The sequence below is a fragment of the Archangium primigenium genome, assembly GCF_016904885.1.
Taxonomy (GTDB): Bacteria; Myxococcota; Myxococcia; order Myxococcales; family Myxococcaceae; genus Cystobacter; species Cystobacter primigenius.
Genome location: NZ_JADWYI010000001.1, coordinates 6314221 through 6332722 on the forward strand (window position 1 = coordinate 6314221; position 18502 = coordinate 6332722).

Annotated in this window: 1 protein-coding gene (cut by a window edge); it reads left to right on the top strand. The window is 72.5% G+C overall.

Annotation, left to right across the window (positions count from 1 at the left end; genetic code table 11):
* Nucleotides 1-18502: the 5' portion of a non-ribosomal peptide synthase/polyketide synthase gene (locus I3V78_RS25785; protein ID WP_204491092.1), read on the top strand. Its footprint extends 9008 nt past the window's final position; only the first 18502 of its 27510 coding nucleotides appear in the window; its start codon is at nucleotides 1-3; its stop codon lies off the right edge, out of view.

An 18502-nucleotide genomic window follows, 5' to 3' on the forward strand; every position in this document is an offset into this window, starting at 1 on the left:
ATGAGTTCCCTCACGAATCCGCAGCCGGCCCCCGAAAGCACCGCGACGTTCCCGCTCTCGCCGCAGCAGCGGGAGATGTGGCTCGACCAGTCCCTGAATCCCGACTCCCCGCTCTACAACGTGGGCGGTCAGGTCCGCATCGAGGGTGCCCTGGAGACGGACGTGCTCGCGCGTGCGCTGGAGCACGTCGTCCAGACGACTGATGCGCTCCGGTTGAGGCTCGTGGAGGCCGGGTCCCTGCCCCGCCAATCCGTGGCCACGCGGTGCGAGGTCCGCCTGGAGCGGTTGGACCTCTCGGAGCTGCCGGGAGCGGAGGCGCGTGCGCTGACGTGGATGCGGGCGCGCATGGGCGAGCCCATGCCGTTGCTCGCGTGCCCCCTGTTCCGCTTCACCCTCGTGAAGGTCGCCGCCGGGCACCACTATTTGTATCTCCAGCTCCACCACCTGATCGTGGACGGCTGGTCGCTCCCCCTCGTCCTTCAGCGCATCGCCCAGGCCTACAACGCGCTGCTCGCGGGACAGCCCGTCTCCCCGACCCCCGCGCCGTCCTACCTCGACATCGTCGCCGAGCAGCAGGCCTACGAGGAGTCCGAGGACTTCGCGCGCGACGCGGCCTATTGGCGTGACACCTTCTCGTCCCTGCCCGAGCCCCTCGCCCGCTCCACCGCGAGTGGGGCGCCCACCCGCGACGCCCAGCCGATCACCTCCCTGATGTTGAGCCGGGAGTCCTTCGCCCGGTTGGAGTCCTTCGCTCAGCAGCGGGGAGCCGGTGCCGCGCATGTGCTGATGGGGGTGTTGTACGCCTACTTCACGCGCGTCGGGCAGCGTGACGACTTCGCCCTGGGCTTGAACACCCGCAACCGTTCCGGCGAGCGGGCCTTGAACACGGTGGGGTTGTGCACCAACACCGTGTCGATCTGGTATCGCCTGGGCACGCACCTGTCCTTCACCCAGCTCCTGCGGGCGATCCGGGAGGAAGGCGCGCGCGGGGCCTCGCATCGGCGCTTCCCGAGCGGCGCGGTCAACCGGCTGGTGGGGATGGCACGCACGGGCCGCTCCCAACTCGTCGACGTCACCCTGTCGCACATGAGTGGCGCGTGTGACGTGCGCCTGGGCGAGGCGCGGGTGCACTTCCGCATCCTGACGGAGCGCCGGGATGACGCGGGTCTGCTCCTCTACGTGCAGGACTTCCATGCCCAGGGAGACGTCCTGCTCGAGTTCGTCGCGGGCACGGACTTCGGCGCGGAAGAACTCCTGAGGGTGAAGCAGGGTTTCCAGGCCCTGCTGGAGGACGTGTTGGAGCACCCCGAGGTGCCGCTGCACGCGCTGCGCCTCATGACGGACACCGAGCAGCGCAGGCTGCTGGTGGACTTCAACCGCACCCAGGTCGCCCATCCGCGGGATCCGTGTGTCCACCAGCTCTTCGAGGCCCAGGCCCGGCGCGCGCCCGACGCGCCCGCGCTCCGCTTCGATGATGGCCAGCACGAAGAGACGCTCACCTACCGCCAGCTCGACGCGCGCGCCAACCAACTCGCCCGGGCGCTGCGCTCCCGGGGCGTGGGCCCCGGGCGTGTCGTCGCCCTGCTGCTCGACCGCTCGGCCGAGCTCATCATCTCCCTGCTCGCCATCCACAAGGCCGGCGGCGCCTACCTGCCCCTGCTGCCCTCCACGCCCAAGGCCCGCCTGGACTTCATGCTCCAGGACGCCCAGGCCCACGTCGTCCTCACCGACTCCACCCACGCCGCGCTCTTCCAGCTCGAGCCGGCACGCTGCCTCCAGGTGGACGCGGACTCCGCCGTCATCTCCACCCAGGGCAGCGAGGCGCTCGACAGTGGACTGACGCCCGAGCACCTCGCCTACGTCATCTACACCTCGGGCTCCACGGGTCAGCCCAAGGCGGTGCTCGTGCACCACCGCGGGCTGAGCAACTTCGCCCATGCCCAGACGCGGCTGTTGGGCCTCACGCCCGAGGACCGTGTCCTCCAGCTCGCCGCCGTCTCCTTCGACGTGGCCACCGGGGATGTCTGGATGGCGTTGAACGCGGGCGCCACGCTGTGCGTGGGCACGCGCGATGCCATCGCCCCGGGTGAGCCCATGCTCGCCTTCCTGCGGCGCCAGCGTGTCTCGGCCGCCCTCTTCACGCCCTCGACCCTGACCGCGCTGCCCGCCCATCCCCTGCCCGAGCTGCGCACGCTCATCGTCGGCGGCGAGGCGTGCTCCGCCGAGCTGGTGCGTCAGTGGGCGCCGGGCCGCCGCTTCTTCAACTTCTATGGCCCCACCGAGGCCACCATCTGGTCCACCGCGGCGCGCTGCGAGCCCTCGGCGCTGCCGCCCTCCATTGGCCGGCCCCTGGACAACACCCAGGCCTACGTGCTCGATCGCCACCTGCGGCCCCTGCCCGTGGGCGTGGCGGGCGAGCTGTTCCTCGGCGGCGTGGGTGTGGCCGCGGGCTACCTGAACCGGCCGGAGTTGACGGCCGAGCGCTTCCTTCCCAATCCCTTCGGTCCGGGCCGGCTCTACCGCACGGGTGACCTCGCCCGCTGGCGCGAGGACGGACAGCTGGAGCACCTGGGCCGCACCGATCACCAGGTGAAGCTGCGCGGCTTCCGCATCGAGCTGGGGGAGATCGAGGAGGCCCTGCGCCAGACGCCCGGCGTGAAGGACGCCTGCGTGCTGCTGCGCCCGGATGCGCGCGGCGAGCCCTCGCTGGCCGCCTATGTGGTGCCCCAGCAAGCCCCCGGCGATGCGCGGCCCTGGGTGGCCGACCTGCGCCAGACGCTCGCCACCCGCCTGCCGGAGTACATGATTCCCGGGGCGTGGGTGTTGCTGGAGGCGCTGCCCCAGACGTCCCACGGCAAGGTGGACCGCAAGGCCCTGCCGGCGCCGTCCTTCATGGAAGGGGCCGCGAGCGGCGCCTTCGTCGCGCCCCGCACCCCCACCGAGCAGGAGGTCGCCCGGATCTGGCAGGAGGTGCTCGGGCTGCCCCGCATCGGGGCCCTGGATCACTTCTTCGAGCTGGGCGGTCACTCGCTGCTGGCCACCCAGGTGATGACGCGCCTGAGCCGGTGGTTGGGGCGGGATGTTCCCCTGCGCCTGCTCTTCGATGCACGCACCGTGGCCTCCCTCGCCGAGCGGCTCGACGCCCTGAAGGCCGCGCGCCCGAAGCGCGAGGAGCCGCGCTTCCAGGCCATCCCCCGCGCCGAACACGCGGGACGGCGGCCCTTGTCCTTCGCCCAGCGGCGCCTGTGGTTCCTCGACCGTTTCGGCGTGGGCTCGGCCTACAACATCCCCGAGGCCCTGCGGATCGACGGGGACCTGGACACCCGCGCCCTGGAAGCGGCCCTGCGCGAACTCGTGCTGCGTCACGAGAGCCTGCGCACCTGCTTCCGAGAGGACGAGGGAGAGGCCTGGTCGCACCTGCTGTCCGCCGGGGACTTCACGCTCGCGCACCTGGACGTGCGCGCCCTGTCCCCCGAGCGGCGCGAGGCCGAGGTCGCCAGGCTGGCGCGCGAGGACCGACAGCGCGCCTTCGACCTCGCCCAGGACTTCATGCTGCGCGCCACCCTGGTGCGGATCTCCGAGCGTGATCACGCGCTGCTGTTGTGCGTGCACCACATCGCCGGCGACGGCTGGTCCCTGGGCGTGATGCGGCGGGAGCTGGCGGCGCTCTACACCGCCCTCCACCAGGGGCGGCCCTCGCCCCTGGCACCCCTGCCCATCCAGTACGCGGACTTCGCCGTGTGGCAGCACGACTGGCTCCAGGGCGAGCGCCTCTCCTCCCAGGTGGACTACTGGAAGAAGCAGCTGGCCGGCGCGCCCACCCTGCTGCAACTGCCCACGGACCGGCCCCGTCCGAGCGGCATGACCTTCGAAGCCCAGATGCTGCGCTTCGAGCTGACCCCCGCGCTGGTGCAGGCCTTGCGCGTGCTCGGCCAGCGGACCGACTCCACGCTCTTCATGACGCTGCTGACGGCCTTCCAGGTGCTCATGTCGCGCTGGAGCGGCCAGAAGGATGTCGTCGTCGGCTCGCCCATCGCCGGCCGCACCCGCACGGAGCTCGAGCCGCTCATCGGCTTCTTCGTCAACACGCTCGCCCTGCGCGCGGACCTGTCGGCCAACCCCACCTTCCGCGAGCTGCTCGCCCAGGTGAAGCACACCACCCAGGAGGCCTTCGCCCACCAGGATCTGCCCTTCGAGCGGCTCGTGGAGGAGCTGGCCCCCGAGCGTCACCAGAACTTCAACCCGCTCGTCCAGGTGCTGCTCTCGCTGCAGAACACCCCCGAGCAGCAGTGGCGTCTGCCGGGCTTCACCACCCGTCCCATCCCGTTCCAGACGCAGCAGGTCCACATGGACATGGAGCTGCTGCTGTGGGAGCAGCACGAGGGCGGCCTGACGGGCACCTGGGCCTACAACACCGCGCTCTTCGACACGGCCACCGTCGAGCGGATGCGCGGGCACTTCACCACCCTGCTGGCCGATGCCGTCCAGCACCCCGACCGCCCCGTGGGCCAGCTGGCCCTCCTGTCCGACGCCGAGCGCCAGCGGCTGCTCGTGGACTTCAACCGCTCGCGCCTGCCCGCGCCGAAGGAGGAGTGCGTCCACCAGCTCTTCGAGGCCCAGGCCCGGCGCACGCCCGACGCGCCCGCGCTCTGCTTCGATGACGGCCGACGCGAGGAGACGCTCACCTACCGGCAGCTCGACGCGCGCGCCAACCAGCTCGCCCATGCGCTGCGCGCGCGCGGCGTGGGCCCCGAGCGCGTCGTCCTCCTGCTGCTCGAGCGCTCCGCCGAGCTCATCATCTCCCTGCTCGCCATCCACAAGGCGGGCGGCGCCTACCTGCCGCTCTTGCCCTCCATTCCCAAGGCCCGGCTGGACTTCATCCTCCAGGACGCCCGACCCCAGGTCGTCCTCACCCAGGCCTCCCTCTCCGAGCACTTCGCGCTGTCCCCGGAGCACTGCCTGCTCGTGGACGCCGAGCGCGAGTCGCTCGCCGCGCGGCCCCCCCACGCCCCCGACAGCGGCGTGTCGCCGGACAACCTCGCCTACATCATCTACACCTCGGGCTCCACGGGCCAGCCCAAGGGCGTGCTCGTGCGGCACCGGGGCTTGAGCCACCTCGCCCAGGCGCAGACGCCCCTGCTCGAGATCGTGCCGGAGGACCGTGTCCTCCAGCTCGCCGCCATCTCCTTCGACGCGGCCACCGCCGACGTGTGGATGGCGCTGCACTCGGGCTCCGCGCTCTGCCTGGGCAGCAGCGACGTGCTGACCCCCGGAGAGCCCCTGCTGGCCTTCCTGCTGCGTCAGCGCATCACCCACGCCGTCTTCACGCCCTCGTCCCTGTCCGTGATGCCGGCGCACGCGCTGCCCCTGCTGCGCACCGTGATCGTGGGCGGTGAGCCCTGCTCGGCGGAACTCGTGCGCCAGTGGGCGCCGGGCCGCCGCTTCTTCAACTTCTACGGCCCCACCGAAGTCACCATCAACGCCACCTTCACGCGCTGCGAGCCCGGCCCCCTGCCGCCGTCCATCGGCGCGCCCCTGCCCAGCGTCGACGCCTACGTGCTCGACGCGTTCCTGCAACCCCTTCCCCAGGGCGCGGTGGGCGAGCTGTACCTGGGCGGCGTGGGCGTGGGCCTCGGCTATCTCAACCGTCCGGCCCTGACGGCCGAGCGCTTCATCCCCAACCCCTTCGGCGAGGGCCGCCTCTACCGCACGGGAGATCTGGCGCGTTGGCGGGCGGACGGGCAGATCGACTGCCTGGGCCGCATCGACAACCAGGTGAAGCTGCGCGGCTTCCGCATCGAGCTGGGGGAGATCGAGGAGGCGCTGCGTGAGGTGTCCGGCGTGCGCGAGGCGTGTGTCCTGCTGCGTCCAGACGCGCGCGGCGAGCCCGCCCTCGTCGCCTACGTGGTGCCCCAGGCGCCGCTGGCGCTCGATGCGTCGCCGTCGTGGGTGGCCTCGTTGCGCCAGACGCTCGCCACCCAACTGCCGGAGTACATGGTCCCCTCGGCGTGGGTGACGCTCGAGGAGATGCCTCGCAACAGCAGCGGCAAGACGGATCGCAAGGCCCTGCCGACCCCCTCGTTCGAGGAGCGGGCCTCGAGCGCCGACTTCGTCGCGCCCCGCACGGCCACCGAGGAGGCCGTGGCGCGCATCTGGCAGGAGGTGCTGAAGCTGCCTCGCGTCGGCGCCCTGGATCACTTCTTCGAGCTGGGCGGCCACTCGCTGCTGGCCACCCAGGTCATGGGCCGCCTGAGCCGGTGGCTGGGGAGGGATCTGCCCCTGCGCCTGCTCTTCGAGGCGCGCACCGTGGCCGCCCTCGCCGAGCGGATCGAGGCCTCGCGGACACAACACGTCGACCGGACGGAAGCGGCCTTCCAGCCCCTCGTCCGCGCCGAGCGGACCGGACGGACGCCCCTGTCCTTCGCGCAGCAACGCCTGTGGTTCCTCGATCGCTTCGGCTCGGGCTCCGCCTACAACATCCCCCAGGCCCTGCGCGTGACGGGCGAGCTGGACACCGCGGCACTGGAGTCCGCGCTGCGCGCGCTCGTGCACCGCCACGAGAGCCTGCGCACCGTCTTCCGCGAGGAGGAGGGCGAGGCCTTCCAGCACGTGCGGTCCGCCGAGGACTTCACGCTCGCGCGCGTGGACCTCCAGGCCCTGCCCGCCGAGCAGCGGGAGGCCGAGAGCCAGCGGCTGGCCCGCGAGGACAGCCAGCACCCCTTCGATCTGGCGCGCGACTTCATGCTGCGCGCCTGCCTGGTGCACGTGTCCGAGCACGAGCACGTGCTGCTCTTGTGCGTGCACCACATCGCCAGCGATGGCTGGTCCTCGGGCGTGATGCGCCACGAGCTGGCGGCGCTCTACGCGGGCGCCCACTCGGGTCCGGCCGCCGAGCTGCCCGCGCTGCCCATCCAGTACGCGGACTTCGCCGTGTGGCAGCGCGGCTGGCTCCAGGGCGAGCGCCTGACGCGGCAGGTGGAGCACTGGAAGCGGCAGCTGGCCGGAGCGCCCACGCTGCTGCAACTGCCCACGGACCGGCCCCGCCCGAGCGTCACGACCTTCGACGCCCACTCCCTGGACTTCACGCTGCCGCCTTCGCTGGTGCAGGCCCTGCGGGTGCTGGGCCAGCAGAGCGGCGCCACGCTCTTCATGACGCTCCTGGCGGCCTTCCAGGTGCTCCTGTCGCGCTGGAGCGGCCAGCAGGACGTCGTCGTCGGCTCGCCCATCGCCGGCCGCACGCGGGCGGAGACCGAGTCGCTCATCGGCTTCTTCGTCAACACCCTCGCCCTGCGCGCGGACCTCTCGGCCAACCCCACCTTCCGCGAGCTGCTCGCCCAGGTGCGGCGCACCACCGAGGCCGCCTTCGATCACCAGGAGCTGCCCTTCGAGCGGCTCGTGGAGGAGCTCGCGCCCGAGCGCCACCAGAACTTCAACCCGCTCGTCCAGGTGACGCTCTCCCTGCAGAACGCCCCCGAGGAGCCTTGGCGGCTGCCGGGGCTGTCGCTCCACGCACTGCCGCTCCAGGCGGAGCGGGTGCACATGGATCTGGAGCTGTACCTGTGGGAGCGGGACGGCGGCCTGACGGGCACCTGGGTCTACAACACCGCCCTCTTCGACACGGCCACCCTCGAGCGCATGCGGGAGCACTTCGCCACCCTACTGGCGGACGCCGCCCAGCGCCCCGAGGCCCGCGTGGGCGAGCTGTCCCTGCTCACCTCCGCCGAGCGCGAGCACCTGCTCGCCGAGGGCCGTCCGGTCGTGCCCGCGCTTCCCGTGACGCAAGGCCTCGCCCAGCGCTTCGAGGCACAGGTGGAGCGCGCGCCCCACGCCCTCGCCGTCTCCTTCGAGGACGGGCCGCGCACGCGCACGCTCACCTACGCGCAGCTGGACACCCAGGCCAACCAGCTCGCCTGGCACCTGCGCTCGCGGGGCGTGGGTCCCGAGACGCTCGTGGGCGTGTGGATGGAGCGCTCGCCCGAGGCCGTCGTCGCCCTGCTCGCCATCCTCAAGGCGGGCGGCGCCTACCTGCCCATGGACGCCATGTATCCGCCCGAGCGCGTGGCGTTCATGCTCGAGGACAGCGAGGCCCCCGTCCTGCTCACGCAGTCCTCCCTGTTCGGCCGGATGGGCACGGCCCCCGTGCCGCACACGCTGTGCCTCGACACCCCGGGCGACGTGCTGGAGCGCCAGCCGGTCACCCGCCCCGAGTCCACCGCCACGCCCGACAGCCTCGCCTACGTCATCTACACCTCGGGCTCCACGGGCAAGCCCAAGGGCGTGCAGGTGACGCACGCCAACGTCATGCGGCTCTTCACCGCCACCGAGGACTGGTACCGCTTCGGTCCCGACGACGTGTGGACGCTCTTCCACTCGCTGGCCTTCGACTTCTCCGTCTGGGAGATGTGGGGCGCGCTCCTGTACGGTGGCCGCCTCGTCGTGGTGCCCCATGACGTGAGCCGCTCGCCCGCGGACTTCCTGCGCCTGCTGGCGCGCGAGCGCGTCACCGTCCTCAACCAGACGCCCTCCGCCTTCACCCAGCTGTCGCGCGCCGAGGAGGAGGCGGAGATCCGCCCCACCCTGTCCTTGCGCTACGTCGTCTTCGGCGGCGAGGCGCTCGACTTCCAGAGCCTGCGCGGCTGGTTCTCCCGCCATGGCGATCGCGAGCCCCTGCTCGTGAACATGTACGGCATCACCGAGACGACGGTGCACGTCACGTATCGTCCGCTGAGCCAGGAGGACGTGGAGCGTCCGGGCAGCATGCTCGGCCAGCCCATCCCGGACCTGGGCCTGTTGCTGCTCGACGCCCATGGCCAGCCGGTGCCCGTGGGCCTGGCGGGTGAAATCCACGTCGGAGGCGCGGGCGTGGCGCGCGGCTACCTGCGCCGCCCCGAGCTGAACGCCGCCCGCTTCCTGCCCAACCCCTTCGGCCCGGGCACGCTCTACCGCTCGGGCGACGCGGCGCGCCGACTGCCCAACGGCGAGCTGGAGTACCTCGGCCGCATCGACCAGCAGGTGAAGCTGCGCGGCTTCCGCATCGAGCTGGGGGAGATCGAAGCGGCCCTGACGGAGCAGCCCGGCGTGAGCCAGGCCCTGGTGCTCCCGCGCGAGTTCGCGCCGGGCGACACGCGGCTCGTGGCGTGGCTCGTCCTGGGCCCGATGGACGCGGCGGCCATGGAGGCCCTCGTGGCCCCGCTGCGCGAGCGGCTGCGCGCGCGGCTGCCCGAGTACATGGTGCCCGCGGCCTTCGTGCCCCTGGAGGCCTTCCCCCTCACGTCCAACGGCAAGGTGGACCGCAAGGCCCTGCCCGCGCCCTCCGCGTCCCCCGGGGCGAGCGGCCCCTATGTCGCGCCGCGCACCGCGACCGAGGAGGCCGTGGCCCAGGTCTGGCGGCAGGTGCTCGGCGTGGAGCAGGTGGGCGCGCGGGACGACTTCTTCGCGCTGGGCGGCCACTCGCTGCTCGCCACCCAGGTGACGGCGCGCCTGGGCAAGCGGCTCGGCCGCGACGTTCCCCTGCGCCTGCTCTTCCAGGCACACACGGTGGAGGCCCTCGCGCGCCAGTTGGACGCGTCCGCGCACACGGCCCTCCAGGTCATTCCGCGCGCGGAGCGCACCGGACGGGTGCCCCTGTCCTTCGCCCAGCAGCGCCTGTGGTTCCTCGACCGCTTCGGCACGGGCTCGGCCTACAACATCGCCCAGGCCCTGCGGCTGACGGGCGCGCTGGACGTCCCGGCGCTGGAGGCGGCCCTGGCCGCGCTCGTGACCCGCCACGAGAGCCTGCGCACCGTCTTCCACGAGGAGGACGGACAGGCCTGGCAACACATCCTGTCCCCCGAGGCCTTCACGCTCGCGGCCCATGACCTGCGGCACCTGGCGCCCGCTCAGCGCGAGGCCGAGGTCCAGCGGCTGGCGCTGGAGGACGGCCGCCGCCCGTTCGATCTCTCCCGGGACTTCATGCTGCGCGCCACGCGGGTGCGGCTGGACACGCACGAGCACGTGCTGCTCGTGAGCCTGCACCACATCGCCAGCGACGGCTGGTCCCTGGGCGTGCTGTGGCGGGAGCTGACGGCGCTCTACGCGGCCTTCCACCAAGGCCAGCCCTCGCCGCTGGAGGCGCCCGCCCTGCAGTACGCGGACTTCGCCCTGTGGCAGCGCGACTGGCTCCAGGGCGAGCGGCTCTCCAGCCAGGTGGACTACTGGAAGCGGCGGCTGGCCGGAGCGCCCACGCTGATGCAGCTGCCCACGGACCGGCCGCGTCCGAGCGTCATGACCTTCGAGGCCGGCCAGGTGCGCTTCGCGCTGCCCTCCGCGCTGGTCCAACCACTGCGGGCCCTGGGCCAGAAGGCGGGCGCCACGCTCTTCATGACGCTCACGGCGGCCTGGCAGGTCCTGCTGTCGCGCTGGAGCGGTCAATCGGACGTGGTGGTGGGAACCCCCGTCGCGGGCCGGACCCACGCGGAGCTCGAGCCGCTCATCGGCTTCTTCGTCAACACGCTCGCCCTGCGCGCGGACCTGTCGGCCAACCCCACCTTCCGCGCGCTGCTCGCCCAGGTGAAGCACACCACCCAGGACGCCTTCGCCCACCAGGATCTGCCCTTCGAGCGGCTCGTCGAGGAGCTGGCCCCCGAGCGCCACCAGAACTTCAACCCCCTCGTCCAGGTGGTGCTCGTCCTCCAGAACGCGTCTCCGGAGGATCCGCGCCTGCCCGGGCTCGTCGTCCAGTCCCTGCCGGAGCAGGCCGCCCAGGCCCACATGGACCTGGAGCTGCACCTGTGGGAGCGCGACGGCGGCTTGTCGGGGCTCTGGCTCTACAACGCGGCCCTCTTCGACGCCTCCACCCTGGAGCGCATGCACGAGAGCTTCGCCACGCTGCTGGCGGACCTCGTCCAGCGCCCCGATGTCCCCGTGAGCGAGCTGTCCCTGCTGTCCGAGGCCTCGCGCCAGCGCCTGCTCGTGGACTTCAACGCCACGACCACCGACGCCCCCGTGGAGCCGTGCTTCCATCAGCTCTTCGAGGCCCAGGCGGCGCGCACGCCCGACGCCGAGGCGCTCTGCTTCGATGACGGCCAGCGCGAGGAGACGCTCACCTACGCGCAGCTGGACACGCGCGCCAACCAGCTCGCCCATGCGCTGCGCGCGCGCGGCGTGGGTCCCGAGCGTGTCGTCCTGCTGCTGCTGGAGCGCTCGGCCGAGCTCATCATCGCCCTGCTCGCCATCCACAAGGCCGGCGGCGCCTACCTGCCGGTCCTGCCCTCCACGCCCAAGGCCCGGCTGGACTTCATCCTCCAGGACGCGCGGCCCCAGGTCCTCCTCACCCAGGCGTCCCTCGTCGCGCGCTTCGCGCTCGTGCCCGAGCACTGCCTGCTCGTGGATGCCGAGCGCGACGCCCTCGCCGCCCTGCCCGCCCACGCCCCGGACAGTGGCGTGTCCGCGGACCACCTCGCCTACATCATCTACACCTCGGGCTCCACGGGCCAACCCAAGGGCGCGCTCGTGCACCACCGGGGCCTGCGCAACATCGCCCACGCGCAGAGCCGCCTGCAGAACATCGGGCCCGGGGATCGGGTCCTCCAGTTCGCCTCCATCTCCTTCGACGCGGCCATCGCCGACGTGACCATGGCCCTGGGCTCTGGCGCCACGCTGTGCTTGGGGTCGGCGGACGCCATGGCCCCGGGTGAGCCCCTGCTGACCTTCTTGCGGCGCCAGCGCATCACCGCCGCCACGCTCACGCCCTCGGCCCTGAGCGCGCTGCCCGTCGATCCACTCCCCACCATGCACACGCTCCTGGTGGGCGGAGAGGCCTGCTCGGCGGAGCTCGTGCGCCAGTGGTCTCCGGGCCGCCGCTTCTTCAACATCTACGGGCCCACCGAGGTCTCCATCGAGGTGACCGCCGCGCGATGCGAGCCCGACACGCGTCCGCCGCCCATCGGTCGCCTCATCGCCAACGCCCGGGCCTATGTGCTCGACGCGCACCTGCGACCCTTGCCCCTGGGCGCGGTGGGCGAGCTGTACCTGGGCGGCGTGGGCGTGGGCCGCGGCTACCTCAACCGCCCGGATCTGACGGCCGAGCGCTTCATCCCCAACCCCTTCGGCGAGGGTCGCCTCTACCGCACGGGTGACCTGGCGCGCTGGCGCGAGGACGGGCAGCTGGACTACCTGGGCCGCATCGACAACCAGGTGAAGCTGCGCGGCTTCCGCATCGAGCTGGGCGAGGTGGAGCACGTCCTGCGTGAGCTGCCCGGGGTGCGCGACGCGTGCGTCCTGCTGCGGCCGGATGCCCGGGGCGAGCCCGCCCTGGCCGCCTACGTGGTGACGCCCGAGGGCCAGGTGCCCGCCGAGCCCCCCGCGTGGATGGCCTCGCTGCGCCAGGCCCTGGCCACCCGGCTGCCGGACTACATGCTGCCCTCGGCCTGGGTGCCGCTGGAATCCCTGCCGCTCAACGCCAGTGGCAAGGTGGACCGCAAGGTCCTGCCCGCCCCCACTTTCGCGACGCTCCAGGAAGCGTTCCTCGCCCCGCGCACGGCGCTGGAGCGGGCCGTGGCGCACGTCTGGCAAGAGGTCCTGCGCCTGCCCCAGGTGGGCGCCCTGGACGACTTCTTCGAGCTGGGCGGCCACTCGCTGCTGGCCACCCAGGTGGCGTCGCGGCTGAGCAAGCACCTGGGCCGGGACGTGCCCCTGCGGCTGCTCTTCGAGGCGAGTGACGTGGCCTCCCTGGCGGAGCGGCTCGAGGCCCTGAAGGGTCCGGGCTTCCAGGCCATTCCGCGCGTGGAGCGCTCGGGACCGCTGCCCCTGTCCTTCGCCCAGCAGCGGCTGTGGTTCCTCGATCGCTTCGGCGCGGGCGCGGCCTACAACATGCCCATGCCCGTGCGGATGACGGGCGCGCTGGACGCCGAGGCGCTGGAGTCCGCGCTGCGTGAGCTCGTGCGGCGCCACGAGAGCCTGCGCACCGTCTTCCGCGAGGAGCGGGACACGGCCCTCCAGCACGTCCTGCCCGCCGAGGCCTTCTCGCTCGCGCGCGTGGACCTGCGGCCCCTCCCGCCCGAGCGGCGCGAGGCCGAGGTGCGGCGCCTGGCGCTGGAGGACAGCCAGCGGCCCTTCGATCTGACGCGCGACTGCATGCTGCGCGCGTGCCTGGTGCACGTGGCCGAGCAGGACCAGGTCCTGCTCTTGTGCCTGCACCACATCGCCAGCGACGGCTGGTCCATGGGGGTGATGCAGCGCGAGGTGTCCGCGCTCTACACGGCCTTCCAGCAGGGACAGCCCTCGCCGCTGTCCGAACTGCCCATCCAGTACGCGGACTTCGCCGTGTGGCAGCGCGACGGGCTCCAGGGCGAGCGCCTGACACGTCAGGTGGATTACTGGAAGACGAAGCTCGCGGGCGCGCCCACGCTGCTGCAGCTGCCCACGGACCGGCCGCGCCCGAGCGTCATGACCTTCGACGCCCAGACCCTGGGCTTCACGCTGCCCGCCGCGCGGCTCGAGGCCCTACGCGCCCTGAGCCAGGAGAGCGGCGCCACGCTCTTCATGACGATGCTGGCGGCCTTCCAGGTGCTCCTGTCGCGCTGGAGCGGCCAGCCGGACGTCGTCGTCGGCTCGCCCATCGCGGGCCGCACCCGCGCGGAGACCGAGTCGCTCATCGGCTTCTTCGTCAACACGCTCGCCCTGCGCGCGGACCTCTCCGCCAATCCCACCTTCCGCGAGCTGCTCGCCCAGGTGAAGCGGACCACCCAGGAGTCCTTCGAGCATCAGGAGCTGCCCTTCGAGCGGCTCGTGGAAGAGCTGGCCCCCGAGCGCCACCAGAACATCAACCCGCTCGTCCAGGTGCTGCTCGTCATGCAGAACAACCCGGACGAGCCGTGGCGGCTGCCGGGACTGTCGCTCCAACCGCTGGCCTCGGAAGCGCCGCAGGTCCGCACCGACATGATGCTGCACCTGTGGGAGCAGGACGGCGGCCTGTCGGGCCAGTGGATCTCCAACACCGCGCTCTTCGAGGCGTCCACCCTGGCGCGGATGCAGGACACCTTCCTCACGCTGCTGGACGACGTGCTCCAGCGACCCGAGGCCCGCGTGGGCGAGCTGCGCCTGCTCTCCGACGCCGCGCGCCAGCGGCTGCTCGTGGACTTCAACCGCACCCAGGCCCCCTTCCCGGAGGCGCTGTGCGTCCACCAGCTCTTCGAGGCCCAGGTGGCCCGCACGCCCGACGCCGAGGCCCTGTGCTTCGATGACGGGCGGCCCGTGGCGTCGTTCACCTACCGACAGCTCGACGCGCGCGCCAACCAGCTCGCCCATGTCCTGCGCTCGCGCGGCGTGGGCCCCGAGCGCATCGTCACGCTGCTGCTCGAGCGCTCCGCGGACCTCATCATCGCCCTGCTCGCGGTGCACAAGGCCGGCGGCGCCTACATGCCGCTCTTGCCCTCCACGCCCCAGGCCCGTCTGGACTTCATGCTCCAGGACGCCCGGCCCCAGGTGATCCTCACCGACTCGGCCATCGCGGCGCGCTTCGCGCTGCCCGCCGAGCGCTGCCTGTGCGTGGACACCGAGCACGCGACGGTCGCCGCCCAGAGCGAGCACCCGCTGCCGCTCGCGCTCACGCCCGACAGCCTCGCCTACATCATCTATACGTCGGGCTCCACGGGTCAGCCCAAGGGCGTGCTCGTGCCCCACCGGGGCCTGAGCAGCCTGGGCCACGACATGCTCCGGATGGGCATCACCTCCGGGGACCGGGTCATGCAGTTCGCCTCCATCTCCTTCGACGTGGCGGGCTCGGAGATCTGGATGGCGCTGTGCTCGGGCGCCACGCTGTGCATGGGCAGCCGCGACGCGCTGGCCCCAGGCGAGCCGCTGCTCGGCTTCCTCGAGCGCCAGCGCATCACCACCGCGAACCTCACCCCGTCGACGCTCGCCGCCGTGCCGTACCGCGAGCTGCCCGCGCTCCACACGGTCATCGTGGGCGGCGAGACGTGCTCGGCGGAGCTGGTGCGCCAGTGGGGCGCGCGGCACCGCTTCTTCAACATCTACGGCCCCGCGGAAACCACCATCAACTTCACCGTGGCCCGGTGCGAGCCCGGCCCGGTGCCGCCCTCCATCGGCCGGCCCTTCGCCAACAACCAGGCCTATGTGCTCGACGGCCGGATGCAGCCGGTGCCGGTGGGCGTGGCGGGCGAGCTGTACCTCGGGGGCGTCCAGGTGGGCCGCGGCTACCTCAACCGGCCGGACCTGACGGCCGAGCGCTTCATTCCCAACCCCTTCGGCGAGGGCCGCCTCTACCGCACGGGGGACCTCGGGCGCTGGCGGGAGGATGGCCAGCTGGACTACCTGGGCCGCATCGACAACCAGGTGAAGCTGCGCGGCTTCCGCATCGAGCTGGGGGAGATCGAGCAGGCCCTGTTGGAGCTGCCCGGCGTGCGCGAGGCGAGCGTGCTCTTGCGTCCGGACCCCCGGGGCGAGCCCGCCCTGGCGGCGTATGTCGCAGCCCACGAGCCCCCGGCCGATTCCCAGGACTGGGTGGCCTCGCTGCGCCAGGCGCTCGAGGCCCGGCTGCCGGACTACATGGTGCCCTCCGGTTGGGTGGTGATGAGCGCCCTGCCGCTCAACGCCAGTGGCAAGGTGGATCGCAAGGCCCTGCCCGAGCCCACCTTCCTGAGGGCGGCGGCCGGCGAGTTCGTCGCCCCGCGCACGCCCACGGAAGAGGAAGTCGCCGCCATCTGGCGGGAAGTGCTGGGCGTGGACCAGGTGGGCGCCCACGACGACTTCTTCGCGCTGGGCGGCCACTCGCTGCTGGCCACCCAGGTGACGTCACGGCTGAGCCGGTGGCTGGGGCGGGACGTGCCCCTGCGCGTGCTCTTCGAGGCGAGTGACGTGGCCTCCCTGGCCGAGCGGCTGGAGGCGCTCAAGGCCGCTCAGGACGGCGGCCCGGCCTTCCAGCCCATCCCCCGGGCGGAGCGCACGGGACGGCTGCCCTTGTCCTTCGCCCAGCAGCGGTTGTGGTTCCTCGACCGCTTCGGCTCCGGCACGGCCTACAACATGCCCCAGGCGCTGCGCCTGACGGGCGTGCTCGACGGCGTGGCCCTGGCGGAGGCCCTTGGCGCGCTCGTGCGGCGCCACGAGAGCCTGCGCACCGTCTTCCTCGAGGAGGACGGACAGACCTTCCAGCACGTGCTGTCCGCCGAGGACTTCACGCTCTCGCACGTGGACGTGCGGCACCTCCCGCCCGAGGCGCGCGAGGCGGAAGTCCAGCGCCTGGCGTTGGAGGACAGCCAGCGGCCGTTCGACCTCGCCCGCGACTTCATGCTGCGCGCCCGCCTCGTGCTCGTCTCCGAGCACGAGCACGTGCTGCTGCTGTGCCTGCACCACATCGCGAGCGATGGTTGGTCCGCGAGCGTGCTCCAGCGCGAGCTGTCGGCCCTCTACACGGCCCTCCGGGAAGGCCGGTCCGCCGCGCTGCCCGAGCTGTCCCTCCAGTACGCCGACTTCGCCGTGTGGCAGCGCGACGCGCGTCAGGAAGAGGCCCGCGCGGTCCAGGTGGACTACTGGAAGACGCGGCTCGCCGGGGCGCCCACGCTGCTGCAACTGCCCACCGACCGGCCCCGTCCGAGCGTGATGACCTTCGAGGCCCGCACGCTGGGCTTCACCCTGCCGCCCGCGCTGCTCGAAGCGCTGCGCGCCCTGGCCCAGGACCACGGCACCACGCTCTTCATGGCGCTCACGGCGACCTATCAGGTGCTGCTGTCGCGCTGGAGCGGTCAGAAGGACATCGTGGTGGGCTCGGCCATCGCCGGGCGTACCCGGACGGAGCTCGAGCCCCTCATCGGCGTCTTCATCAACACGCTCGCCCTGCGCGCGGACCTCTCGGGCAACCCCCGCTTCCTGGACCTGCTGGCCCAGGTGAAGCGCACCACCCAGGAGGCCTTCGAGCACCAGGACCTGCCCTTCGAGCGGCTCGTGGAGGCGCTGGCCCCCGAGCGCCACCAGAACTTCAACCCCCTCGTCCAGGTGGCGATCACCCTGCAGAACACGCCGGAGGAGACGCTGCGCCTGCCGGGCCTCACCCTCGAGCCCCTGCCGCCGGCCGCGCAGCAGGCGCGCCTCGACCTGGAGCTGTTCCTGTGGGAGCAGGACGGCGGCCTGTCGGGTGCGTGGGTGTACAACACCGCCCTCTTCGACTCCGCCACGCTCGAGCGCCTGCGCGGCCACTTCGCCACCCTGCTGGCCGACGTGGTCCAGCGGCCCGAGGCCCGCGTGGGCGCGCTGTCGCTGATCTCCGACGCCGAGCGCCAGCGCCTGCTCGTGGACCTCAACCGCACCCGGGCGCCCTTCCCCGAGGCGACGTGCGCCCACCAGCGCTTCGAGGCCCAGGCGGCGCGCACGCCGCACGCCACCGCCCTCCACTTCGAGGACGGCCCCGAGACGCGGACGCTCACCTACCGGGAGCTGGACACACGCGCCAACCAGCTCGCCCATGCGCTGCGCTCGCGCGGCGTGGGGCCCGAGAGCCTCGTGGCCCTGGTGCTCGAGCGTTCCCCGGAGCTGGTGGTGTCCATGCTCGCGGTGCACAAGGCGGGCGGCGCCTACCTGCCGGTGGACCCGGCGGTGCCCCCGGCGCGCCTGGACTTCATGCTCCAGGAGGCCCGTCCGCGGGTGGTGCTCACCCAGTCCTCGCTCGCCACGCACTTCGCGCTCCCCCTGGAGCGGTGCGTGCGCGTGGACGTGGACGCCGCGCGCCTCGCCGCCCAGCCAGTCCACGCCCCTGAGAGCGAGGCCACGCCGGACACGCTCGCCTACGTCATCTACACGTCGGGCTCCACGGGCCAGCCCAAGGGCGTGCTGGTGCCCCACCGGGGCCTGAGCAACGTCGTCGAGGCCCAGGCCCGCACCTTCGAGCTGGGGCCCGAGGACCGTGTCCTCCAGTTCGCCTCGGCGGCCTTCGATGCGGCCACCTTCGACGTGTGGCTGGCGTTGGGTGTGGGGGCCACGCTGTGCCTGGGCACCCGGGACGCGCTCGCGCCCGGCGAGCCCCTGCGCGCCTTCCTCGAGCGCCAGCGCATCTCCGCCACCGTGCTCACGCCCTCCACCCTGGCGGCACTGCCCGTGGGCGAGCTGCCCGCGCTGCGCGCGCTGATGGTGGTGGGCGAGGCGTGCCCGGCGGAGCTGGTACGCCAGTGGGCGCCGGGCCGACACTTCTACAACCTCTACGGCCCCACCGAGGTCACCATCTGGTCCACGACGGCGCGCTGCGAGCCCGGGCCCGCGGCGCCGCCCATCGGCCGGCCGTTGGCCAACCTCCAGGCGTACGTGCTCGACGAGTGGCTCCAGCCAGTGCCGGTGGGCGTGCCGGGCGAGCTGTACCACGGCGGCGTGGGCGTGACGCGCGGCTACCTCCACCGGCCCCAGCTCACCGCCGAGCGCTTCGTCGTCAACCCCTTCGGCGAGGGTCGCCTCTACCGCACGGGTGACCTGGCGCGCTGGCGCGAGGACGGACAGCTGGACTACCTGGGCCGCACCGACA